This window comes from Bacteroidota bacterium, from assembly GCA_018816945.1.
GTDB lineage: Bacteria > Bacteroidota > Bacteroidia > Bacteroidales.
Genome location: JAHIVC010000006.1, coordinates 1 through 25,823 on the forward strand (window position 1 = coordinate 1; position 25,823 = coordinate 25,823).

At 35.6% G+C, this 25,823-nt stretch carries 20 protein-coding genes; 8 read left to right on the forward strand and 12 right to left on the reverse strand.

Annotated elements, in window-relative coordinates:
- Positions 1–148 precede the first annotated feature (148 nt).
- From KKG99_00165 to KKG99_00190, 6 genes are all read right to left on the reverse strand, one after another.
- Complete coding sequence (locus tag KKG99_00165; protein MBU1011389.1) at positions 149–1,285, reverse strand: alpha/beta hydrolase; 1,137 nt, start codon at positions 1,283–1,285, stop codon at positions 149–151.
- A gap of 156 nt (positions 1,286–1,441) precedes the next feature.
- Complete coding sequence (locus KKG99_00170; protein MBU1011390.1) at positions 1,442–1,846, reverse strand: acyl-CoA thioesterase; 405 nt, start codon at positions 1,844–1,846, stop codon at positions 1,442–1,444.
- 7 nt (positions 1,847–1,853) lie between these two features.
- Complete coding sequence (priA, locus tag KKG99_00175; protein ID MBU1011391.1) at positions 1,854–4,343, reverse strand: primosomal protein N'; 2,490 nt, start codon at positions 4,341–4,343, stop codon at positions 1,854–1,856.
- 6 nt (positions 4,344–4,349) lie between these two features.
- Positions 4,350–5,582: a cysteine desulfurase-like protein gene (locus KKG99_00180; protein MBU1011392.1), complete on the reverse strand. Its 1,233-nt coding sequence runs from the start codon at positions 5,580–5,582 to the stop codon at positions 4,350–4,352.
- A 6-nt stretch (positions 5,583–5,588) separates the two neighbouring features.
- Positions 5,589–6,569 (reverse strand): 6-phosphofructokinase, encoded by a 981-nt coding sequence (gene pfkA, locus KKG99_00185; GenBank protein MBU1011393.1) that lies wholly within the window; start codon positions 6,567–6,569, stop codon positions 5,589–5,591.
- 213 nt (positions 6,570–6,782) lie between these two features.
- Complete coding sequence (locus KKG99_00190; protein ID MBU1011394.1) at positions 6,783–7,970, reverse strand: class I SAM-dependent RNA methyltransferase; 1,188 nt, start codon at positions 7,968–7,970, stop codon at positions 6,783–6,785.
- 210 nt (positions 7,971–8,180) lie between these two features.
- On the opposite strand from KKG99_00190, the gene KKG99_00195 reads away from it, so the two are divergent.
- The 4 genes from KKG99_00195 (at position 8,181) to KKG99_00210 (ending at position 11,485) form a co-directional block, all read left to right on the forward strand.
- Positions 8,181–8,507, forward strand: a complete 327-nt coding sequence (locus KKG99_00195; GenBank protein MBU1011395.1) for a nucleotide pyrophosphohydrolase — start codon at positions 8,181–8,183, stop codon at positions 8,505–8,507.
- 81 nt (positions 8,508–8,588) lie between these two features.
- Positions 8,589–10,070: a hypothetical protein gene (locus KKG99_00200; GenBank protein ID MBU1011396.1), complete on the forward strand. Its 1,482-nt coding sequence runs from the start codon at positions 8,589–8,591 to the stop codon at positions 10,068–10,070.
- 15 nt (positions 10,071–10,085) lie between these two features.
- Positions 10,086–10,781: an ABC transporter ATP-binding protein gene (locus KKG99_00205; GenBank protein MBU1011397.1), complete on the forward strand. Its 696-nt coding sequence runs from the start codon at positions 10,086–10,088 to the stop codon at positions 10,779–10,781.
- A gap of 92 nt (positions 10,782–10,873) precedes the next feature.
- A complete protein-coding gene (locus KKG99_00210; protein ID MBU1011398.1) occupies positions 10,874–11,485 on the forward strand; it encodes a hypothetical protein in 612 nt (203 codons plus the stop codon).
- 164 nt (positions 11,486–11,649) lie between these two features.
- Here KKG99_00210 and KKG99_00215 read toward each other — a convergent pair whose 3' ends face one another.
- From KKG99_00215 to KKG99_00240, 6 genes are all read right to left on the reverse strand, one after another.
- Entirely contained in the window at positions 11,650–12,351 is a 702-nt protein-coding gene (locus KKG99_00215) for a 16S rRNA (uracil(1498)-N(3))-methyltransferase (GenBank protein ID MBU1011399.1), read from the reverse strand.
- Positions 12,352–12,538: 187 nt separating this feature from the next.
- Entirely contained in the window at positions 12,539–14,335 is a 1,797-nt protein-coding gene (locus tag KKG99_00220) for a restriction endonuclease (GenBank protein ID MBU1011400.1), read from the reverse strand.
- Between the two features lie 267 nt (positions 14,336–14,602).
- Positions 14,603–15,250: a hypothetical protein gene (locus tag KKG99_00225; protein ID MBU1011401.1), complete on the reverse strand. Its 648-nt coding sequence runs from the start codon at positions 15,248–15,250 to the stop codon at positions 14,603–14,605.
- Between the two features lie 568 nt (positions 15,251–15,818).
- Complete coding sequence (cydB, locus tag KKG99_00230; protein MBU1011402.1) at positions 15,819–16,976, reverse strand: cytochrome d ubiquinol oxidase subunit II; 1,158 nt, start codon at positions 16,974–16,976, stop codon at positions 15,819–15,821.
- Position 16,977: 1 nt separating this feature from the next.
- Positions 16,978–18,519 (reverse strand): cytochrome ubiquinol oxidase subunit I, encoded by a 1,542-nt coding sequence (locus tag KKG99_00235; GenBank protein ID MBU1011403.1) that lies wholly within the window; start codon positions 18,517–18,519, stop codon positions 16,978–16,980.
- 6 nt (positions 18,520–18,525) lie between these two features.
- Positions 18,526–18,747: a DUF4492 domain-containing protein gene (locus tag KKG99_00240; protein MBU1011404.1), complete on the reverse strand. Its 222-nt coding sequence runs from the start codon at positions 18,745–18,747 to the stop codon at positions 18,526–18,528.
- A gap of 116 nt (positions 18,748–18,863) precedes the next feature.
- Between KKG99_00240 and KKG99_00245 the strand changes: the two genes are divergently transcribed.
- From KKG99_00245 to KKG99_00260, 4 genes are all read left to right on the forward strand, one after another.
- Positions 18,864–19,637, forward strand: a complete 774-nt coding sequence (locus tag KKG99_00245; protein ID MBU1011405.1) for a putative hydro-lyase — start codon at positions 18,864–18,866, stop codon at positions 19,635–19,637.
- 157 nt (positions 19,638–19,794) lie between these two features.
- Positions 19,795–20,205, forward strand: a complete 411-nt coding sequence (arfB, locus tag KKG99_00250) for an aminoacyl-tRNA hydrolase (GenBank protein ID MBU1011406.1) — start codon at positions 19,795–19,797, stop codon at positions 20,203–20,205.
- A 194-nt stretch (positions 20,206–20,399) separates the two neighbouring features.
- The gene (locus KKG99_00255) at positions 20,400–22,163 is read left to right on the forward strand and encodes a tetratricopeptide repeat protein (protein ID MBU1011407.1); all 1,764 of its coding nucleotides are present in this window, start codon (positions 20,400–20,402) and stop codon (positions 22,161–22,163) included.
- A 469-nt stretch (positions 22,164–22,632) separates the two neighbouring features.
- Positions 22,633–25,812 carry a TonB-dependent receptor gene (locus KKG99_00260; GenBank protein MBU1011408.1) on the forward strand — a complete coding sequence of 1,060 codons (3,180 nt, stop codon included), beginning with the start codon at positions 22,633–22,635 and terminating at the stop codon, positions 25,810–25,812.
- Positions 25,813–25,823: the final 11 nt, after the last annotated feature.

Here is a 25,823-nt window from a genome sequence, read left to right on the forward strand (position 1 = left end):
GTTACGAGGCTTTGCTTACTTACTACGTAAAGATTGCCCCACATCTTAATGAACCGCTGTATACGAGACCCGTACGTACAGTGGTGTGAGAGGTTCTCCCCATCAGCTAACGCTGGTGGGGCAGCCTACTCGATTGTGCGTTCGTGCATTATTTTTTATCAAGCCAATTAATCATTGTGTCAAGGCTCAGTTTAATATTTCCTATCGAGCAATGATTACTGGCATGGTCTTTTTTAGTAAATACAATATCCGTCACAGATTTAGCATTTGTCAATGATTTAATCAAAGGTGCATGCAGCTTATATGGAATAAAATGGTCATCCTTACCTGTAATTACCATCACGTCTTGAGTAATTTTATCAGCATGCAAATTTTTACTATTCATCTGCCATGCGTATTCAAAGGCATCCATTGGAACGTTAATTTTGGTAATGTACATGATATTGCTATTTCTCCATGCTTCCATTCCTCCCTTTTTAATTCCTTTCAAAGCAACTTTGTTAGAACCCTCTCTCATGTATTTTTTGAAGAAATCCATCATCCAACGGGCTATTGCAGGCGGAATTTTATAATTATCATACGCTCCACCTGTAGAAATTACCCAATAAATTCGAGGTTCAAAAGCTGCAGCCCTTAAACAAAGCCAGCCGCCAAGAGACATTCCCAGCAAAGCAGCTTCTGTAATTCTAAAATAATCCAAAATTGTCTTAACTGGTTTTTCCCATTCAAAGTCGAATGGAATATTAAATTTCTTAACAGTTTTTCCTTGTCCTGGCCCATCGAATGCTATAACTTCATAGCCTTTTATTGCGAAATACCATGCTACTGAATAAAATTCCTCAATAAATGAGTCAAAACCGAAGTGAATAAGAATGGTTCCTTTTTTTATTTCAGACTTGTTAGGCATTCTCAATACATGAAGGAATGATTCGTTATAAGGCACTTTTTCTACATGCACTCCCTCTAATGGCATATTTGAATAAAACAAATCTATGAACTTATCATAAAGCAATTCTTTATCTTCCTGTCCGTATAGAGTGTAAAATTCAGCAGCACGATAAAAGAATGAGGCTTCAATGTTTTTCCCAGAACCCAGTTTGCTTTCTGCTTGCTCCAACATTACAGATTTCCAGTCACTAAATTTCCGAATTTTTTGAGCTGCTGTTTTTAAGTCGTCGTGCGACAAATACCCTAATGAGTGCCATCGGTTAAGCTGGAAATTATATAACTGCTTTTTATGAAAATAATGATAACCAATTGGAAATGAAAATAAATCTGAGTCCATTTATATTATTTTTTCATTTTAGTTTCAAGTCTGTCAGTAATGCTGTCTTGCATGACGCACAACTATGTTATTTGTACATGTTTACAGTACAATATATGTCAAATTTGGATATAATGTATAGGGTTTATGATTTTATTTTAAGCCCCAAAGTTTTAATTATTCAATCCCAAAAACCTTAACCAACTCATCCGGTAAAAAAGGGCGTCCCTTTTCATTAATAGAGGTTCCAATAACCAAAGCATTAACAATCAATTTTTGATCTGGTAATCGGTAAATGCTTTGTCTGAATCCAAATCGAAGTGGCGAGAGTCGTTCTATTTTTACATCTACCACAAATTTATCGCCGCTTCTTAATGAAAATTGATAATCAATTTCAATTCTTTTTACAACCAAATTAATCCCTCTGGCAGTCAGGTCGGCAAAATCCAAATTAATTGCTTTGAGGTATTGATGACGGGTATGTTCGAGATAGTTTTGGTAAACCGAATTGTTCACAATTCCCTGCATATCGCATTCGTAATCGCGTACATCCATTTCCAGTTTGAAGGTATATTCTTCCATATTTTAATTATTGTGGGTCAACATCAATGATCATAGAAACCCCAGTAAACTTTCTGTTTTTATTGAATTGATCAAGTATTTCCTTTAGTTCCAGCTTTGCTTTACCCAGTGCATTGGTTTTTTCTGTTTTCAGCAGAATATGTTTGATGTATAAATTTTTAATTCTGGAAACCATTGGATATTCAGGGCCCAAAACCAGCTCACCAAAGTGTGCCCTTAATTTATTTGCAAGTTCGGCAGAAGCAGCGTTTAAAATATTATAATCTTTGTGTTTTAAACGAATTTCAATCAGCCGGTAAAAGGGCGGATATTTGAAATTAATCCGTTCCTGAATAATGTCCTTATAGGTTTTTGCGTAATTATTATCGATCACATCCCTGATCACCGAATGGTAAGGATTATAAGTTTGAATGATCACTTTCCCGCGTTTGTTCTTTCTACCTGCCCTTCCACTTACCTGGGCCATCATTTGGTAACTTCTTTCCGGAGAACGAAAATCGGGATAGCTTAACATATTGTCCGCGTTCAAAATACCAACTACGCTCACATTGTCGAAGTCCAAACCTTTGGTCACCATTTGGGTGCCTACCAAAATATCAATGGCGTTATTTTCAAAATCTGTAATAATTTTCTGATATGCATATTTTGATCGGGTTGTATCGAGATCCATTCGCATGATGCGGATTTTCGGATACAAAAGGGCAAGCTCTTCCTCAACTTTCTCCGTACCAAACCCTTTCATGAGCACTTTAGGATTCCCGCAATTGGGGCATTTCTCGGGTATTTTTGTTGAATAACCGCAATAATGACAACGTAAATGATCACTGTGTTTGTGGTAAGTCAATGTCACATCACATCGAATACATTCCGGAATCCAATTACAGACATCGCATTCCAGTCGCAATGAAAAACCGCGGCGGTTTTGGAACAAAATAACCTGTTCTTTATTTTCCAATGCTTCATCAATATGCTTTAAAAGGAAAGACGAAAAATGAGAATGCATTTGTTTCTTCTTCGTCGCATCCTTAATATCAGCAACCAATATTTCGGGCATACTGATGTTTCCGTATCGATCATTCAATTCGACCAATCCATATTTTTGATGGCTTGCATTATAATAAGTTTCGATACTTGGTGTGGCAGAACCCAACAAGGTTTTTGCAGAATGCAAACCGCCAAGATAAATGGCTGAGTCGCGGGCATTGTATCTTGGAGCCGGATCAAATTGTTTGTATGAATTATCATGTTCTTCATCTACAATGATGAGCCCTAAATTCTCGAAAGGTAAAAAGAGGGCCGAACGTGGGCCGATAATAATTTTGTAAGGCGGCTCTTCAATACCTGATTTTTGGGTGACTTTATTCCAGATTTCAACCCTTTCGTGTTTATTGTACCGCGAATGATAAACCCCAACCGCTGCCCCAAAATACTTTTGAAGTCGGGTGATTATTTGCGTTGTTAAAGCAATTTCGGGTAAAAGATAAAGAACCTGTTTTCCTTTTTTTATGGTCTCGTCAATGAGTTTGATGTAAATTTCAGTCTTACCGCTAGAGGTTACGCCATGAAGCAAAACCACGTCTTTTTCTTCAAAAATTGTATTAATTTGATCGAATGCCGTGCATTGAGATTCGCTAAGTTCAATAGATGAAATCTTATTTGTGGCATCAGTAGACAGAAGGCGACTGCTTAATTTCTGATATTTTTGGAGGATCCCTTTTTCAACCAAAGCATTGAGTTGGGCGACCGAGGCATCCACACTTTTAAGTAATTCGCTTTGCTTGACTTCTTCCTTACCCTTTCCTCTATTTTGGGAAAGATTGATTAAAGACATGAGTAACTGAACTTGTTTAAAAGCTCTCTTACTGAGTGTTTCAAATGCTTCCCGAAGCTTCAGTTCATCTTCTGAATATTCCTTTGTAATCCTGATATAGGTGATGAGTTTTGGAAGAAATTCTTCATTTAATTCCTCCACCACAATGATGAGGTTTTTATCGATCATTGTTTTGAGGAGCGGGATGGTTTTTTGTAAGCCGGTTAATTGGGTAACCTCCGAAATCGTAATTTTTTTTCTGGCAAGAAGGGCCTCGGTAATGATGAATTCATTTTCATTTAAAACGATTTGGTCGGGAATAAATGAAGGGTGTAAAATGATCTGAGATTCGCTGATCAGTTTTAAACCCTGAGGTAAGGCGGCGTTCATCACTTCTCCAACCGTGCACATATAATAGGTTGCTATCCATTCCCAAAAACAAAATTGTTTTTCTGTGACAATCGGAAACTCATCTAAAATGGCAGAAATATATTTAGGTGCATAATCAGGCGCGGTTTGGTTAAGCTCGCGTATCAGTGCCGTGTAAATTTTCTTCCTTCCGAATTGCACGATCACCCTTTGCCCGACTTTCACTGCTTCATTCATCTCGTACGGAACCCGGTAAGTAAAATAACCGGGAACCGGCAAAGGCAGCAAAACCTGGGCAAAGATCGTGATCCTATCCATTAATCTTTAAAATAATCGATCCAAAACTGCTATCAAGCGATCAACTTCTTCGAGGGTGTTGTAGTGAACCATACTTACCCTGATTACGCCATCTGTTTTACTGTAATCAAGCGCATCCATTAATCGTCTTGCATAGAAATCACCATGGCGAATTCCAATTTTATAATCGTCCACCTTTTTTGTGATGGTGCTACTTACAACACTTTTAATCACGAATGAAACAGTAGAAACCCGTTTATCCGGATTGGCATCTGGGCGACCAATAATCCTTACATTTTTCTTTTTATTTAAAAAATCCAATAATCGTTGGGTTAATTCTGCTTCGTGAGTGGCAAAAAGGGTATATATTTTTTTGAAAGATTCCCTTGTATATTGATCTTTAATTTCAGGGAAATGTGCTTTCACCAAAGCACCTAAATAATCCCTGTATCCTAAATAACCATAGCTTAACTCATAATTGGCACTTCCGGGTTGCAGTTTATATGGGATGTCATCTTCCTGAATAAAAAAGTGATTGATGTTGGGCAATTTCTCAAGAATTTCTTTTCGTCCGTAGAGTGCAGAATAATGAGGTCCATAAACTTTGTAAAAAGAAAAAACATAAAAATCCACATCCAAATCCTGAACATCAGGCATACGATGAGGCATATAAGCCACTGAATCGACACAAAGGTAACTATTGTTTTGATGAACAATTTTGGCGATTTCTTTGATCGGGTTTATCGTTCCTAAAATATTAGAAGCATGCGTTAAGGAAACCAATCGGGTTTTTGGGGTCAAAAGTTTTTTCAGATCATCAAGATCCATTTCTAAACTTGTCTGGTTTATTTCCCAAAACTTGATCACAATGCCTTGTTTTTGAAGGTTATACCATCCTCCAACATTTGCTTCATGATCGCAATTGGTTACAATAATTTCATCACCCGGGCTGAGGGTTTGAACGAAACCGGAGGTCAGTTGCCTTAAAAGCATAGTAGTTGAAGAACCGAATATCACTTCTGATACGTCACGTGCATTAATCAAATCTGCAACGAATCGATATCCTTCCCTTACCCGTTTACCGGCAGTTTCCGAAATTTCATAACTGGCCCCAAGCTGAACATCTGAAGTTAATAGATATTCGCTGATCCGATCGACAACCGATTTAACGGTTTGCGAACCTCCGGCATTATCAAAATAAGTCCATTCGCCACTTAGAGCAGGAAATTGTTTTCTTACAAAGTTTAAGTTTAATTCCATAAAAATTTAATTTGAAAGTACCCGAGCCATTTCGAGTAAGTGTTTATTAATTGTTTGATGATGTTTAATGGCTTTTGAAAATAAGGTAAATGCAGTTTTATTGTTTACGATACCAACCATCATTCCACGTTTCCCTTTCAATAAAGCAATAACCGCTTCATAGCCCAGTTTGCTTGCCAGTAAGCGGTCGTTGCAACTTGGCGATCCCCCTCGTTGGATATGTCCTAAAATGGTTACCCTTGTTTTAAATTCAGGAAAATTATTTTCAATGTGTTTGGCTACTTCATAGGCGCCTCCGGAGTCGTCACCTTCGGCTACGATAATAATGCCTGTTTTTTTGTTTCGGCGCCAATCATGTTTTAATTTCTGAAGCAGTGAATTGTAATAGGTTTTGGTTTCCGGGATCAGGATGTCTTCCGCCCCGCATGCAATACCGCTATGCAACGCTATAAATCCAGCATCGCGGCCCATTACTTCAATGATGAAAAGTCGGTCATGGGATGTAGCTGTATCCCGGATTTTGTCTACCGCTTCAACTACAGTGTTAATGGCTGTATCAAAACCAATGGTAAAATCCGATCCATATAAATCATTGTCAATGGTGCCCGGCAGGCCGATCATCGGAAATCCAAATTCTTCTTCAAAGATGCAAGCACCGGTAAAGGTACCATCGCCACCAATAGCAACAACGGCATCAATATTTTCTTTCTTCAGTGCCAGAAAGGCTTTTTGTCGACCTTCTTTAGTTCTAAATTCTTCACTTCGGGCCGTTTTTAAAATGGTTCCACCACGCTGGATGATATTTGACACATCTGTGGTTTCAAGTTTTTTAAAATCTCCGTTGATCATTCCGTCATATCCATTGAGAATTCCAACAACTTCCAAATCATTGGAAATGGCGGTCCGAACAATAGCCCGGATAGCAGCATTCATTCCCGGTGAATCACCACCCGAGGTAAAAACGCCAATTTTTTTGATAGGTAACATATTCGCTTTTTGAGTTGAGTCAAATTTAAGGTTTTTTTAATCGTAATGTTTGATTTAGATAATGGATTTGGTTGAAAATTAAAATGTCATTCCGGTTTTTGCAAAAGCAAAATACCGGAATCTAAAAATGCTCAAAAGAAAGATTCCTGCATTCGCAGGAATGACAAAAAACAGAGCCAAGAACATATTAATAGAGTTCTGGAATACTGAAAATTATTTCTTCCGATCTGGGTTTTGATCCGATTTCGAAAATTTCCGGCTGCCTTCATAAACTTCGAATTTGGCAAAACGGCATTCGATCGGGCCATTGAAAACAATGATTTTTTTTGAAGGCCGAAGTCCGACAAATTTTAAAGCATCTAAATTCCCACTCAATACCCAGGCTTTAAATCCGGCATATTTTGTTTTAAGCTGGTCTCCAATCATTTTATATAAGCCAATGATATCGCTTTCTTCAAGCCGGTCACCATAAGGTGGATTGGTGATCAAAGTACCATTTTTAAATGGTGTCGGGAGTTCCTCGAAGGAAGTATGCCTTAGTTCAATATCTTTATGAAATCGGGCAGATATTAAGTTTTCTTTTGCAATGGAAATTGCTTTAAATGAATGATCGATTCCTATAATTTGATGATTAAAATCTTTTTGGTTTAGAAGGGCTTCCTTACAAATCTCTTCCCATAAATCTTTGTCGAAATCATTCCAATACATAAATCCAAAATCTTTGCGATAAAATCCGGCAGGAATTCCATAGGCTTGCATGGCTGCTTCTATAAGCAAAGTCCCCGATCCGCACATGGGGTCGATCAAATCGGTTTGGCCGTTCCACTCACTGAGTTTGACCAAACCGGCAGCAAGCACTTCATTTAAAGGAGCTTTATCCACTTGTCCGCGATACCCTCTTTTGTGTAATGAACTTCCGGAACTATCAAGTGAAACCGAGCAATTTTCCCTGAAAATGTGAATGTTAATTTGTAAGTCAGGGTTGTCGACATCAACATTGGGTCTGCGGCCATATTTATTTCGGAAAGCATCAACTACCGCATCCTTGCTTTTTAATGCCGCGAATTTTGAATGAGTAATAACCGAATTGCTTACAACTGCATGAATAGCCAGTGTTTGGTCAACATCCATGTAATTCCACCATTCGATTTTAAGTAATTGATCGTACAATTCATTTTCGTCAGCACAGGTAAACGAAGCAATAGGCTTTAAAATTCTGATGGCGGTATAACACAGATAATTGGCTTTGTACATGGTTGATTTGTTGCCTTCAAAGCTCACGGCCCGGTTAATAGGTTCAACTTTAGTGGCACCAATAGCTGTTAACTCATCGGCTAAAATCGACTCCAGACCAAAAAAGGTTGTGGCAATCATTGTGTATTTATCGCTTTTATTTTCCAAGGTGTTAAGATTCTAATGTGGATACCTGATTCTTCTTTGCTAGCAAGTGCCTAGAGTTTGGAGTGCCTAAAATACTTCAAGTTATTCATTTATATAACTTTAGGCACTTCAAAATTTAGCTCACTTTAAGTACTTCTAAATTAAAAACAAAAGTACTAATAATTTAGCGGGACTTTTCCCTATTTTTGGTTTAATTAAATCATACAACCAATGACTATTCAAGAAGCACAACAAACCGTTGATGATTGGATCAAAGAAAACGGAGTCAGGTATTTTAATGAACTGACCAATATGGCAATCCTTACAGAAGAGGTTGGGGAAGTAGCCCGCATTATTGCCCGAAAATACGGAGAACAATCATTCAAAAATGAAGAAGGTGAAATAGATCTGGCAAATGAATTTGCCGATGTATTGTTTGTGTTGATATGTTTGGCCAATCAAACAGGCGTTGATCTTACCGAAGCCCTGAAAATTAATTTGGATAAAAAAACAAAAAGAGATAAATTTCGCCACGCAAATAATCCGAAATTAAAATAAGGTTTTTGTAATAAAATATTCTTTTTTGATTCTAATACTATTTAGAATTCCAAATCATCATATTATAAATAATTCAAATTTATGCTTATAAAAAGTTTTATTGATCATCAATGGAAACAAGCAACCCGATCCACCATTTTTCAGAAAAATATTGTGGTAAACATTTTTCTAGGATTAATTGTTTTGCTTTTGTTTCTGGAGTTTCTGGTAGCAGGATTATATTTGGGCGATAAGTGGCATACACTTTTTCCGAATGATGATCCGGTATCAAAATTCAACAGCATTTTGCTTTATTATTTTGCATTTGATCTGATCATCCGGTTTTTTATGCAAAATTTGCCTATAATGTCTGTTCAGTCCTACTTGCATTTGCCGGTTAAGAAATCCAGCATTCTGCATTATCTGTTATCAAAATCCTTACTAAGCATTTTTAATTATTTGCCATTATTGGTATTTATTCCTATCGCAATTTTTCAAGTGGCAGCTAATCATGACTCCACCATTGCGTTTGCATGGATTTTGTCAGTATTTTTTCTGATGCTTTCGAATAATTTCCTCTTATTATACATGAAAAGACAATTGGTTGGGAATGCTAAAGTTGTGGGGTTTTTTGGGCTCTTCATTCTTGCTTTATTGATTGGAGATCGATTTGAGATCATTTCTCTTTCAGGTTTTTCTGCAAATATTTTTGATCAAATCATAAATCAGCCGATTGCAGTGGTAGTTCCAATCCTTCTCTTAATTCTTCTTTACCGTCTTAATTATAATTATCTGCGCGGGCGGATGTATCCCGAAGAGCTAAGGGTTGGCAAGGCAAAGGAGGTTGATGCTGTTTCCGACATTAAATATTTAAAAAAATTAGGCCAAATTGGTGATATAGTCGGGGTTGAGATAAAATTGTTTTTAAGACACAAGCGAACAAAATCAATTCTTTATATGACCCCCATATTTCTTTTTTATGGATTGATTTTTTATACCCAACCTGAAATGTACGATCAGGATGGTTTTAAAATCTTTCTGGGATGGTTCATAACCGGAGGATTAATGTACAATTATTTGAATTTTGCTTTTACTTACGAAAGCAATTATTTCGATGCCATTCTGACTCATGACATTGATATGCGCCGTTATTTCAGAATGAAATTTATGGTTGCACTTTTAATCAGTTCGGCCTGTTTTGTGCTAACCATTCCCTATGTTTATTTCGGAGCTAAAATTTTATTGTTCCATTTCGTGATGTATTTGTACAACATTGGTACTCTTAGCTTTGCCTTGCTTTATCTGGCTACGTTCAATTCCAACCGGATGGATCTTAGCAAAGGTGCGGCATTTAATTATCAGGGGATGGGAGCCTCCAATTGGCTATCAATGATTCCGGCCATCTTGGTTCCTGTATTGATATTCTGGCTTTTCAGTTCTCTCGGATTACCCTATGTCGGACTGGCAATTATAGGATTGGGCGGAATTCTGGGATTGCTCTTTAACAAGACGATTATCGATAAACTCGTGAAACAATTTTTAAATAGAAAATATAAAATGGCCGAAGGATTTCGGAAACGTTAGTAAAAATTATTTATTATGATTGAAATAACTAAAATAACAAAAGTATATAACGGTGTTACCGTTCTGAATGTACCCGAATTGACCATTAAAAAAGGTGAGAGCTTTGGCTTGGTTGGGAATAACGGAGCAGGAAAAACAACTCTTTTTCGTTGCCTTTTAGATTTAATCAGACCGAATACAGGAGAGGTGCTTTCAAGTGGTGAGAATGTTGCAAAGTCAGCAAAATGGAAATCCCATACCGGTTCTTACCTTGATGAAGGTTTCCTGATCGATTTTCTTACCCCGGACGAATATTTTCAATTCCTGGCCAATATTAATGGCCTTTCGAAAGGTGATCTGGATGAATTTCATGCATCTTTTAAAGAGTTTTTTAGCGGAGAAATTTTAGGTAAGAAAAAGTATATCCGCGACCTTTCGAGCGGAAACCAAAAAAAGGTTGGAATTGCTGCTGCTTTAATGGCCAAACCAAGTGTGCTGATACTGGATGAACCTTTCAATAGTCTTGACCCGACCACCCAAATTCGCTTGAAAAATCTTCTCAAAGAATTACAAAAAGACAAGAATGTAACCATGCTAATTTCAAGCCATGATCTGAACCATGTAACAGAAGTTTGCGAGCGTATCGTTGTATTGCATGAAGGTGAAATTGCACACGATATTCAAACCAATAGCGATACGTTGAAAGTGCTTGAAGATTATTTTGCGATTTAGGGTTTGATGAAGGAAAGTTAAAAATTCTTAAAACACTTGAAATCGGGAAAATGCCATTTTAATTTTGAATTTTAATTCAAAAATTTATTGGTATGCAAACTCACAAAAATTTTAGTTGGGTTTTTATCCTGATACCTGCTTTGGTCTTTTTATCGGCAAATGCTCTAATGGCACAAGAGAAAAAGGAAAATAACCCAAAAATTGAAATAAAAGTAAATAAAGAAAAGGATGATAAAGGCAATGTCATTCGTTTCGATTCTACTTACAGCTATTCATGGCATGGTGAAAATATGAGTCAGGAATTAATGGATTCAATTTTTAATGAATTCAAAATGAATGGTCATTTGAAGGACTTTTTCAAAAATGATATTTTCGGAAATGATTTCTTTGATCATGATTTCTTATCCCATAGGGATTCTATTCTTTCCGGTTTTGATTTCGGAGATTTTTTCAATGATGATTTTTTTGAAAATCGCTCAGACTCCTTAAGCCCTAGAATTTATGATCACTTCGGAACATTTCCATTTTTGGGGAATTCAGGCTTTGAAAAGATGCAGGAAATGATGAAGCAGCATCAGGAGGAGATGATGGAGTACTTTGAACAATTTAGGAATTCACGCGACTCAATTATTCTTAAGAAGCCTGAAATCAGGAAGCAAAACAATACAACACCTGTTTCAAAAGGTAATGTAATTAAAACCTGAAGTTTTAGTAAATTGGACTTAAAACAATTTAGAATACCCAATACCAAATGATAAATGATTATTGTTGAATGCTGAATGTTGAATGTAGAATGTAGAATGCTGAATAATGGGATTTATACCAGCTTAATCAATCATACCGATTTTACCTTGATTTAATCTGTTATTTATTCGTCATTCAAAAGATTGATGGCATGACAGGCAGCAATGGCAGCCGTTTCGGTTCGTAAACGGCTGCTGCCTAAGCTTACGGGAATGAATCCTTTTTTAATGGCTTGTTCAACTTCATCCGGACTGAAATCCCCTTCGGGCCCGATTAAAATTAAAACATCCGTTTTGGGTGTATATAATTTTTTTAATAACTGTGGTTTGCCTTCGCAGTAGGCAATAAACTTTTGTCCTTCAAATGGCTGATTGATGAAATGATTGAATTTTACTGTTTCTGAAAGTTTCGGAAGATATGCTTTTAAGGATTGTTTGAGTGCCGAAATTATTACCTTTTCTAATCGGTTTATTTTCACTTCTTTTCTTTCAGAATGTTCACAAATAATTGGAGTGATACGGTCTATTCCTATTTCCGTAGCTTTTTCTAAAAACCATTCGTAACGGTCAATGCTTTTAGTAGGCGCAACAGCCATGTGAACCGAAAAGAACCTTTTACCATATTCCTTCTTTGTTTCCAGAATTTTTACGGTACTTCTTTTTGGATGATCATCAACCAATTCCGTTTTATGCAAATTCCCATTTCCATCGGTAAGATAAATGATATCCCCAATCTTTAAGCGTAAAACACGGATGCAGTGTTTCGATTCCTCTTCATTAAGGGTATAGTTTCCGGTTGTAATATCTGAACAATAAAATAGGTGCATGGGCTTTGTTCTGTTTTCATTTAATTTGTTTACAAGATATAAAATTGTTCGATTGCTTCATCTGCCTACCGCAGACAAGTTGCTCTATTGTTATTTCGATGATTTAAAATTAGTTTTCCCTGTTAGGCTGAGGTTCTAACCTCAGGCGAACTTCTTTCTTTTTACTTATAGCCTCAAGCCAACTGGGCTAGGGTTTTGCTTGCTTTTGTTCTTCTTCAGCTTCATTAATATTAATTCTAGCTTTATGACCATGTTTCTCAAGTAAATACAATAAATTCCCTCCGTTAATCAAAGTGAGAGGTTTGTTTTTTGCAAATTCATATGAATCAGACCCAAAGTCAGAAGTAGTAACTAATATACCTTTAGATGCACCTTCATTTAGAACTGTCCCGTACAAATCTCTAACAGCAGAAACTCCCACAATATTTGTATACCTTTTAGCTTGGATAACAATTTTACCCCCTTTTATTGGATCTGGGTCAAAAGCAACAGCATCAACTCCTCCATCTCTACTTGTTTGTGTAACCTTAACTTCACCTCCATTATTACTAAATTCTCTTTCAAATATTTCTCTAATTAAATGTTCAAAATCTTCCCAATGCATGGCTGCTATATTTGTATATGAATTAATCTCTACTTCTTTTGAGGATACAAAACGTTTGTCATGTTTGTCTATACTTAAAAGAGGTTTTATAGGGGTTAAATTACTTATTTTGCTGGCAGAGATTCCTTTTAAATTTTTAAAACATATTTTAGGTTCTACTTCAGATAAGTTTATATTTAAGAATTCATTTTTATTACAATGAACTGAAATAATGCAAGCTTTAATGGTTTTCCCAATAGCTCTATTTATTGAATTTGTCCAACCATTGAAAACTATAGATTCAAGTTCATTAATACTATCATTAATAAATAATTTACTTATAGAGTTTAAAATAATTCTATAAATAGTTTCATCAAAAAGTTTTTCAAGTTCTTTTTGCGAAAAATCCACTTCCTTATATTCATTTCTGGTTTTAATGAATCTTATTTCTTTTAATGTTGGGAAATTCTCAATTGAAGGAAGTAAATAATCAACAATTAAAATTTTATTGGTTTCATTATATTCAATCTCAATTGATTTTTCGAATTCAGAATAATAATTAATGTTTTGTAAAAGTTTAGAACAAAATATTTCAATGGCTTGTTTTCTTTTTTTCTGGTAGTCTATTTTTAAATTATCAATTTGCGAATTTTTTATTCTCTGATCATTATAAAAACTTTCTTTGCTATTTTCCCATTTTTTTTCTTTTTCTCTGATTTTATTTTCTAAGATGTTTTCTATTAGATTTAGTTCTTTTAGGGAAACTTCATAATATTCTTCTAAATTCTTATTAACTTCATTCTTTTTTTCTTCAATCTCAAATGATAGTGAATTATTTTTTTTATCATTTAATTTTGTCGGAATATCAATTTCTACAAAATCTAACTTATTTAGATTATTTACTTTAGAAAGCTCTTCTCCAATCATTATTCTTGGATTAATATCTTTGAAATCCGATTTGTCATAAAACAAATCCCAAACACTAATATTATCCATATCATTTTCAATAAGTATATTTTCTAATTTATTTATTGCATTTTGAGAGATAGTTGCTCTTTCTGTGATACCCAGATATAAATTATGATTATCAATTTTATTGCTATCTAAGTTCTCTATTAGTTCTTCTATTTTTCTTATTCTGGCTTCTTTTGATTTACTTATTAGGCTCTTTTGCTTTTCATATTGATTAGTAATATCAAGTCGGAGTTGTTCTAGTTTTTCTATATAAGATTCTCGTTTATTTTCTTGGTTTGTGAAATAATTGAATAATGAAATTATTATTATTACAATTATTACACTACTGAATATTACAATCCAATTTTCAGCAATAAATTGAAATATTTGTACGATAATAAATATAATTATTCCAAGAATAATTAATAGTCCTAAACCTTTTTGCATTTCTAGAGTTATTATTAATATACCCCTATTAGGCTGAGGTTCTAAGCTCAGTCGAAATATTTAACACAGGCTATGCCTGTATGTAACAAATCAAATATGTTTTCCAGCGAAAGTTAAGAAAAATAAATCAACTAATGATTCCAGTCCTGCATAATTTCGGACACCAGATAGGCAAAGCCTACAAAAATAGAACGACCGAGGTAAAACCTCAGCCGAACTTCTTTCTTTTTACTTATAGCCTCAAGCCAACTGGGTTAGAACACGACTCTAAACATTCATTTTTGCTTTAATTTTTCTTATATACTCTTCTGTAGGATCATTTATTCCTTGGCTCTTTAAACTAAGCAAACCTTTTAATGCTGGTTCTTGTAAAACCTCATATGCCAATCCAAGAGACCCTATTGCAGCAATTGCTGCTACTTGAGATCCGGCACCTACTGGTAAAACTCTTGCAGCAATATCTAGTTTTTTCGTTACATCAGTAAGATTATTTAGATCACCAAAGTCTTTTTTCTCAATTATATCTTTATCAAATAATTTCTCTATAACTTTTTCTGACAAAACATTGATTTTTCTGCTATGCGCAATGTCAAATGTTTCTGAAAATAGTTTAAGAAGTTTCACATCATTTTCAGCTTGAGCACTTTTTGAAAGTCTGATTTCCTCTTGGACTTTTAATCGGTATTGACATATCGCGATAATAATCCCAACTGATACAGATAGCATAGTAATAATTTGCGAAATCGGGATTAACCATAATTCAAAGAATCCAATTTTCCCGTTGTCCTTACTCAAATTCTCAGTTATTGCTTTTGTTTGTGTAGGAACTTTTGAATGGATTGAATCTTGAGCATTAGAGATAGTAAATGTGAATAGAACTATTATCAAAGCAGCAAACACTATTTTAGTTTTCATATTCATACTTTTTTATGATTGAATTATTGTCTAATGACGATCTCAATATTTTGTGTGTTCTAACTACTAAATAAGCAGCAATTTTGCAGCCTATCACTCGTTAAACTTTTGTTTAAGAACTGATTTTCAAATTATTATATAAAATATGCTTTACGAACACTGCCAAACATGTATTTCTGTAAATTTACGTTGTATAAATTTATACTATTAAAGTAAGTAAAAAATTAAAATAGTAATACGACAGCCAAAAAAATTATTTAAATCGAAAATCGAAAATCAAAAATCAAAAATTGACCATCATCAATCCTCAATCTTCTTTTCAAATTTTTTCAAAGCATATAATACCAAACGATAGCTAAGGTAAATAAATACCGGCCAGATGATTAACCAAATGATTTGTGCAGTATACATTTTAAATGATTATTTGTTATTGATTATTTATTAATGATTAATGTCTAATGATTATTTTTTAATGTTAAAATGTTTATTGAATTTGTAAAAAATTTTTCATTTATCCTTTTTCATTTATCCTTTTTCATTTATCATTCATCATTCATCATTATTCATTCTAATAAGAGTGTCCTCCTTCATTCATCTCATCTTCAGTGATCTTTTTATTGTTAATGGCTTTCCATGCCCACCAAATATAGGCAATTACAAAGGGAACCAATAAAGAAACATAACTCATGGCTGTTAAAGTGTATTGGCTTGATGAAGAATTTTCAATGGTCAGCGAACTTTGCAAATCGAAAGTGGAAGGATAAAAAGCGGTATGATTAAAACCGGCCATCAAAAATAAGGAAAAGACCGTAAAAATAATACCAAACCCGGTAGCCCAAATCCCTTTATCATGGCATACTTCAAAACAAGTGATGGTTCGGTAAATCCCCAACAAAACCAAAATCACACCGATAGCGAAAAGTGCAAATAACCAGGGCATTTCAAGCAGGTTGTGCAGGTATTTGTATGATTCCATACTAACAATTTTAGTTTCCGGGTCAACCGCAAATCCTTTCATTAATAACAGATTAGCCACAAAGAACAAAAAGAAAACTACGAATGGAATCGCCTCTCTTACCAGTTGTTTACGGGCACGTTCAATGATATTTCCATGGGCAACCGTATTGATAAAATACAAGAGTGCCATGGTGCGAGACAGAAAAAACACGGCCAATCCCAATGAAAGATTAATGAAGGTGTTATAATTTGTAAAATCAAAAGCCAATTCAAGCCCCCGAAATGAATTTCTCCAGGTTGATTGATTCATGTCGTTTATTGAAAATTCGGAACCTGTAAAAAAAGTCGCAACAGCGGTTCCGATCAGGATCGTTCCAAGTAGTCCATTGACAAACAGAAAGGTTTCATAGGTTCTTGATCCCAGAAAATTATTGGGTTTCGACCTGAACTCATAGGCAATTGCCTGAATGATAAAGCAGAACAAAATCAGCATCCAAACCCAATAGGCACCGCCAAAACTGGTGGCATAAAATAAGGGGAAAGAAGCAAAAAATGCACCTCCGAAAGTAACCAGCGTCGTAAAAGTAAATTCCCATTTTCTCCCGAGCGCGTTGATAATTATTTTGCGTTCCATCTCCGTTTTGCCCAAGGTGTAAATCAGGGTTTGCCCTCCCTGAACAAACATCAGAAAAACCAAAATGGCAGCCAACAGTGATATAATAATCCACCAGTATTGCTGTAATGCTAAGTATGATAAATTTTCAAACATTTTAATGTCCTCCTTCGTTAGGTCCTTTTTTTATTTGTGTAAGCATGATCTTAATTTCTGCAATCAACAAGGTAGTAAAGATGACTGCAAAGAGCCAAAAAGTAATTTGGACGGATGATTTATCAATTTGTGTTACGGCCGACAAAGTAGGCATCAAATCTTGAATAACCCAAGGTTGACGACCAACTTCTGCTAAAACCCAACCAGCTTCACTTGCAATATAGGCAAGTGGTATCGTAAGGATGGTCACCCAGAGTAACCACTTCATTTTCTCCAGTTTTCGCTTATAAAGGAAAAACAAAACCAAGGTGAACAGAATTCCGAAATGTGCACCAAGGATAACCATGATATGAAAAGCATAAAATGAAATCGGAACGCTTGGAATAAGATCTTCAGGATTATCGTAATATCCATACCCAAAATAAGGATAATTGGCTTCGAAAACTGCAAGGCTCTCTTCTTCTAATGAAATATCACCTGATTTCTGGGCACTCTTGTAATTTTTTAATGCTTGAATGGCCAGTTTTCCCCGTCGTATTTTTTCGTAATACGACATGATCCCTTCTTCAGGGTTTCCCATCACCAGATCATTGATCCCTGGAACGAAAGCACGTGGGGATAAAAATGCCAGATAGGACAGCATGTTTGGGATTTCAATTTTATAGGCAAACTCCCTGGGATGCGGATTCTTTGGGTCCTGCGGAAGTTCCAAAATCCCAATCGCAACTAGTGGAGCGTTAGTTTGACCATCGTATAAAGCTTCCATCGCTGCAAATTTCATAGGTTGGATTTTTGCGATATGCCTTGCTGACTCATCCCCGGTTAATACAAGAAAGAAGGTTGAACATAAACCAAAAGTGGCCGCAACTACCATGCTTTTTTTTGCAAAAACTTGCTCCCTTTTTTTGAGCAAAAACCAGGCACTTACACCCAATACGAACAAAGCAGCCAACACATAACCAGAGGTTACGGTATGCAGGAATTTATTTACGGCCGTTGGAGAAAGCAATACTTCCCAAAAGTTTTCCATTTCGTTTCGGGCAGTATCCGGATTAAACCGCATCCCTACAGGGTTTTGCATCCAGGCATTGGCAACCAATATCCAAAGCGCACTTAAGTTAGCTCCAATGGCTACCAGCCAGGACGACAGCAAGTGGAATTTTTTACTCACTTTGTTCCATCCAAAAAACATTACTGCAATAAAGGTCGACTCCAGAAAAAAGGCCATGATGCCTTCAATGGCGAGGGGTGCGCCAAAAATGTCACCAACAAACCAGGAGTAATTTGACCAGTTGGTCCCAAATTCGAATTCAAGGATGATCCCGGTGGCAACGCCAATAGCAAAATTGATCCCGAATAATTTCATCCAAAATTGGGTGATTTTTTTCCATTCCTCTTTGCCGGTCCTCACATAAATCGTTTCCATGATGGCAATAATGAAGGCAAGACCTAGCGTTAATGGTACAAAAATCCAATGATACATTGCGGTTAGCGCAAACTGTGCCCTCGACCAATCGACCAAACCCAAATCAATGTTTTCCATGATAAATTATTTTGTTAGTTGTTCAATTACATAATTACTTTTCTCTTGATCAGTATCAAACTTTGAATCTAAAAAATCTTTAAAAAAAAACAATTTGAGGATAAAGAATAGCACAAATAGCTTAATCAGTATAATGATCCATAATTTTTTACCATAGGTCATTCCCCTGAAACCATCATAGTAAAATCGAAAGACCTTATTCAGGTTGGTTAGAATTATCCGATGCATGATTTGACTCTATTTTATACTGATAAATTTTTACTCATTCAAAGTTAATGAATAAAAATGAGTTGTCGAAAAACTGAATTAATTTGTAACTTGTCTGATTGAATTTAGTTAGTGATATGAATAACCTTAAACCGGCACAACTTCGACTAAAAATCCGAAATAGTGATTTTACGGGCAATACCAGTGGATATTGCAAGGGATATGTTCAGGGGAATTTGGTAATCCTGCCTGAGAAATATGCCAACGATTTTCATCAGTTCTGCCTGTATAATCCTCAACCATGTCCGCTTCTCAGCGTTTCAAAAGCAGGTGCTTATCAAATAAATGATTTGGGTGAAGATATCGATATCCGAACAGATGTACCCGAATATCATATTTTCATCAATGGGAAATTAAATGAAACTGTAAGTGATATCAAGCATTATTGGCGAGATGATTTTGTTACTTTTATTTTGGGTTGCTCTTTTTCATTTGAAGATGCTTTAATCGAAAGTGGGATCAATATTAGAAATATTGAAATGAATAAAAATGTTTCGATGTATCAAAGCAATATTAAGGCAAAGCCAAGCAAATATTTCGCTTCAAATTATGTGGTTTCCATGCGTCCGATAAAACTTGAAAATGTTGATCGGGCGATTCAAATAACCTCAAAATTTCAAAAAGCGCATGGGGCACCTTTGCATTGCGGAGATCCGAAAGCAATAGGAATAAGTGATTTATCCAAACCTGATTATGGAGATTCAGTTGAAGTTCGCGAAGGTGAAATTCCTGTTTTTTGGGCTTGTGGGGTAACGCCTCAATTGGCCATTAAAAATGCAAAATTGCCTTTTGCCATTACGCATGTGCCGGGTAAGATGTTAATTACAGATAAGCGGTATGAAGAACTTTAAGTTATGTGTTCGCGTGTTTATGTGTTTAAGTGTTAATGTGTTTACGTGTTAATGTATTTGGGTGTTATTGCAATGATGTGTTCTAGAATGATCGATAGTATTTAACATGAACTAATACAATTGAATGACTATTGTTTGTCCACTGAATGACTAAAAAATGAATTATCTTGAAAATAGGGATTTCAGCAATGAATTTGTGTTCAGCACTTCAAGAAGCAGTGGTGCCGGAGGACAAAATGTTAATAAAGTAAATACCAAAGTTGAACTCAGGTTTTCAATTCCCAAATCAATTATCCTTACTGAATCGGAAAAGCAAATCTTGCTTGATAAACTTGCACATAAACTTACTCTTGAATTTGAGCTGATTATTGTTTCGCAAGTTGAAAGAACCCAATTAGGTAATAAGAAACTTTGTATTGAAAAATTCTATAAAACCATTTCACGGGCACTCAAACCTACTAATAAAAGAATTCCATCAAAACCCACCCGGGCTTCAAAAGAAAAACGAATAGAAGGGAAAAAGATGCTGGCAAAGAAGAAGGAAATGCGAAAACCCCCTCTGGGATAATGAATATAGGTTCATATCGAAGTGTTTTCAGTCATATTTAAGGATGTTTTCATGATATCCGGAAATGGAGATGATCACTATATTCATTTCTATTCACAATGATTATGAGGCAAGATAATAAAGCTAATATAACCCTTAACGAGAATATTTGATCAATGCAGCCTATTGTATTTATGACTTAAAAGATTAATTTTATGATCAAAAAACATATGGTGATGAGAAAATGCTTAAAGATTTTGGCTTGTTTTTTAATTGGGCTCATTGATGAGAGTCCTTTGCAGGCTCAAACAGAAGCTTTTGACTCCTTGAATCGTGATTTGTATCAAACTATGGATGTTGATCAAAGAATCAGGATAATCAACCAGATGGCCTATGAATTGAGGTTGCAAGATCCCCAAAAATCATTTGAATTGTCGGACGAAGCTTTAACCTTGGCAAGGGAAAAAAATAGTAAAGAGGATATTGCCCACGCATTAAACACAAAGGGTTATTTTCTGTATAATAATTTTGAATATACTCAAGCTTTGAATTGTTATCTGGAGGCAATCAAACTTTATAATGAATTAGAAAAGGAAGAAGATATTGCCATGCTTCATTATCGTATCGGGAGCATTTATAAGACAATTGGGAATTACGAAAAAGCAACCGAGAGTTGTCTGGCAGGGCTCAAAGCTTTTGAGGCTTTGGATGACAAAGCAGGAATTGCCTTAATTTACAGAGTGATGGGCAGTATTTATAAATACAAAGGTGAATATGAAAAATCACTTTTCTACTATTTTAACGGACTAAAAATCAATGAAGAATTAGAGAATACATCAAGTATAGCTGCCTCATACAATAATATTGGCATTGTATATGCAAGGATGAAGGACAATGAATTGGCTTTAAAACATTATCAGAAAAGCCTAGCAATAAACTTGTCCTTAAAACTTGATTCAGAAGTAGCTACAAATTATGGTAATATTGGTAAGGTGTATCTTGATATGAATCAATTAGATTCTGCATTTATTTACAATGAAAAGCGATATGAAACCGCATTGCTATTAAATGATAAAAAAGGGATTGCAATAGCAATGCAGGCCTATGGAGATTTTTATTTTAAAAAAGGAGATTATCCCCTGGCAATTGAATATTATGAAAAAGCGCTTAAGCTTTCAAAAATTCTTGGAATACTTGAGACTGTAAAGAATGTTTTAAAAAGTTTAAGTGATTTATATGAAGAGAATTCCGACTATCAAAAAGCTATCTCATTCCATAAATCGTATGATAATATAAGGGATAGTATATTAAACAACGAAACTTTACTTAGGATTGAACAAATGGAAATGGAGTATGTTTTTGAAAAAGAAAGAAACACGCTTTTATTATTGGAGCAAAAAAAGAAGCTTTATAGAAGTGTCGGCTTTGCCATTCTGTTGTTCTCTATTCTTTTTCTCATATTAATTTACAAGAACCAAAGTATAAAGCTTAAGCGAAAAAATCTGGAACAGAAAAACCTCGAGTTGGATAAAAAACAATTGCAGTCAGAAGTTGATTTCAAAAATAAAGAATTAGTAAGTAAAGCCATTCACCTTGCTGAAAAAAATGAACTTATAAATGATATTAGTAATCGTTTAAGAAAGGTAATCGTGAACCCGACAGAGAGCGCAAAAGAATTAAAAGAAACCTTGAAAGATCTGAGGTTCCATTCCGATACCCATTTATGGGAAGAATTTGAGTACACCTTTTTACAAGTTCATCCGGACTATTTCAACTCATTGGGAAGGCAATTCCCTGATCTGACATCAAATGAGAAGCGTTTAAGTGCTTTTCTCAGACTAAACCTCTCAACAAAAGAAATCTCAAATATTACCCATCAATCCTTACATTCGCTCACGGTTGCCAGAACACGGCTTAGAAAAAAGCTTGGAATTGCAAATACTTCCGAAAATCTGGCCTCATTTTTAAGTAAATTCTAAAGATTATTTAAATCAGTAGGACAATAATTTTGAAAAGCAAAATTATTTGCTAAACTAATAGTATGTCGAAGGATTATTTGGATAATAACTTGCCTGACGGCAGTCAGGTTCCTCGCCACCTGCCGGCCGCAGGCGGGCTTGTGGCGAGGAAGAAATTTAGTCCCGTTAGGATACCTCATCCGCTTGTGGCGTGGAGTTTTTATTTTATTACACTTATATTGCTGTATGACAGCATGATGAAAAATGATGTATCTAAATTGTAGCTATGTGATTTTGATCAGTTATTGTTTTTGTATCTAAGCATTTCTGTACATCCTATCATTACTTTACGAAATTGGTCATAATTTGTTTAACAGGCTGTTTAATGCATTAATGCAGCACTGCTTATGAAGATCTATACCTAAACCCAAAAAGATGAAGAAAATATTACTCATCAATTTTTAATCACTAACCTAAAAAATCAAAAAGTATGAAGAAAAGATTGACTTATCAAAGCTTTTCGTTTAGAAAAGGGGCGATAAAATTATGCCATTCAGCATGGCTATTGACTTTGGCAGTCTTTCTACTGTCAATTCAGGTCTCTGCCTCATCTACAACGTATGGAGAATCTTCATTTATGGAAGATGAAAGCCTAAATCCGATGACCTCTCAACAAAAGATTGTTGTAACCGGGACCATTATTTCTGCTTTCGACAAATTAGCACTACCTGGTGCCACTATTATAGAGAAGGGTGTTCCGTTAAATGGAACGACTTCGAATATTGACGGGAAGTTTACCCTGGCAGTTTCAGGTGAAAATGCTATTCTCCGAATAACATTTATTGGGATGAAATCCTTGGAGGTACCGATAAATGCCAATGGAACTCCATTGGAAATTATGATGGAGGAAGACAATTTTAGTTTGGAAGAAGTAATCGTAACAGGCTATGGGATTATTAAAAAGGAGGCTTATGCAGGTTCAGCAAGCATCATTAAAATGGATAAACTTTCAGATGTACCTGTTTCAAGTATCGGAACCCTTCTGCAAGGATCTGCATCAGGAGTTCAGGTAACCAATTCTTCCGGCCAGCCGGGTGCGTCAACCCAAATTAGAATTCGTGGGATTGGATCATTCAATGCATCTAATGATCCATTGTATGTTATTGATGGAGTTCCTGTTATATCAGGGAATTTGTCATCCTTAGGTACACATTCTGGTTTAGATATCCTTTCAACGATTAGCTCTTCAAGCATCGAGAGTATTTCGGTAATTAAAGATGCAGCAGCAGCGTCTCTTTATGGATCAAGGGCAGCAAATGGTGTCATCATCATTACTACAAAGAAAGGTATTTCGGGAGCTGCAAAAGTCAATTTTAAATCCGAGATCGGTTTTTCTGATTTTGCAACCGATTACAGACCTTTCATGGGTGGGCAAGAACGAAGGGAAACAATTTATGAAGGCTTGGTTAATGAGGGAATTTATTATAAAGCAATGGATCAAACTGCAGCCCAGGCATATGCCGATGCCAATATTGATAGATATGCCAAGCTACCCTGGACCGGAGAATGGACCGATTGGAAAAGCATCCTTTTCAGAAAGGGCCAGTATACCAATAATGAGGTTTCGGTTAGTGGAGGTACAGATAAAATAAAATACTTCTCATCTCTGGGATATACCGATCAGGAGGGTATTTCAGTGATGGGTTATATGAAGCGAATCTCAGGTCGTTTGAATCTTAGTTTTGAAGCTTCTAAAAGGCTAAGCATTGGTACAAATTTATTGTTCTCAAGTGTTGAGCAAAGTACTAATACAGAAGGAACCACTTACATAGGGCCATTTTATTCAACATTCAATTCCGTAACTTCAAGAGATGTTCCGTTTTTAGAAGATGGGAGTTATGCTTATGAATTCCCCCGAAATGGAACAGGGCGAAATCCTAAAGCCTATGCCGATTTAAATTACCAGATTGAAAATGTAATGCGCGCATTCAATACTGTATATGCAAATTACAATATCATGCAGGGCTTGGATTTTAAATCATCACTTAGCTATGATTTTAATATGATTAAAGGAAAATACTTTACACACCCCTTATCATCGTATCCTGCTAATCTTGGTACCCTGAGTAAATCAGTTTACGACCGAAGAAGTACGGTTTGGTCCAATAGCATGCAATATGTTAAAACCATCAATAAAGATCACAATTTAGATGCTTTGGTAGCATATGAAATTACTGATTTTACCAGAGACTTTCTTTACGGATCAAAAGAAAATCTGGCAAACTGGAATATGGTAGAACTGGACAATTTCTCTGTTGTTCGAAGTGTTGACGGTTCAGCTAATGGGTATAGAATGTTATCTTATGTTTCAAGGGTCAATTATGACTATAAAGGAAGGTATTATGCCGGAGCCAGTTTCAGGCGTGATGGTAGTTCCCGTTTAGCTCCCGAAAGCCGTTGGGGTAACTTCTGGTCATTATCAGGTGCATGGAGGGTTTCCGACGAATCCTTTATGGAAGGATTAACGGATATCTTTCCGGAAGTTAAATTAAGGGCATCTTATGGTGTGAATGGTACCTTGCCATCAGGTTATTATGATTATATGGGTTTATCATCTTATGGTGCCGAATATAATGCATTACCCGGTATTGTTGAAACACAATTTTTAAACAGTAACCTTAAATGGGAAACTAATTATAATACTAATATTGGTCTCGATTTTAGCATCTATGATAAAGTAAGGGTTTCTTTTGAATACTATAACCGATTAACGAAGGACCTGTTGATGAACGAACCTGTTTCTCTTTCAACAGGATTCAGTTCCATCCTAAGCAATATTGGGGAAATGCGAAACAGAGGTTTCGAATTGGAGTTGGTTTCCACCATTATCAATAAGAAGGACCTTAACTGGACCTCTAGTTTCAATATTTCGCATAACAAAAATGAAATTTTGGTTTTAGATGGTGTACAGCAATCAATCATAAGTGGAACTCAGATCAGAATGGTTGGTAAGCCATATTATACCTTTTATTTAAGAGAATTTGCAGGGATTGACCCAACTGATGGAAGAACCATGTTTTATACCAATACCATCGATGCAAACGGAAACTATGTAAAAGAAACAACAAAAGAGTTGAATACCGTAAATGCGATTCCGCTGGAAAGTGCTGAACCAAAATTAATAGGTGGTTTCACAAATAACTTTAAATACAAATTTATTGACTTCGGGTTTACTTTTACCTATTCTCTTGGGGGGCATTCGTATGATGCAGCAGCAGGCAAATTGGATAAAGAAGGAACCACCAATGGTTTGCATGCAAATATCCCAACTTATTACAGCGACCGATGGAGAAAACCGGGTGATGAGTCTATCTATGGAATTTACATCGCAAATAATAAATGGGACATGGCAGATGGATATTCCAACTCACGTAGGATTCATAGCACCGATCATATCCGATTGAAAAATATCAGTTTGGGAATTACACTTCCAAGCAAAGTAACTGATTATTTGAAATTGGAAAAGATAAGGATTTTTGCTTCCGCATCTAATATTTGGACCTTGGCAAAATGGAAAATGTACGATCCTGAGGTTGGTAGTGACGGTGTAATGGCCTGGCAAACACCCCAGTTGAAAACTGTGACTTTTGGAATAGACGTAAACTTTTAACACCTATAAAC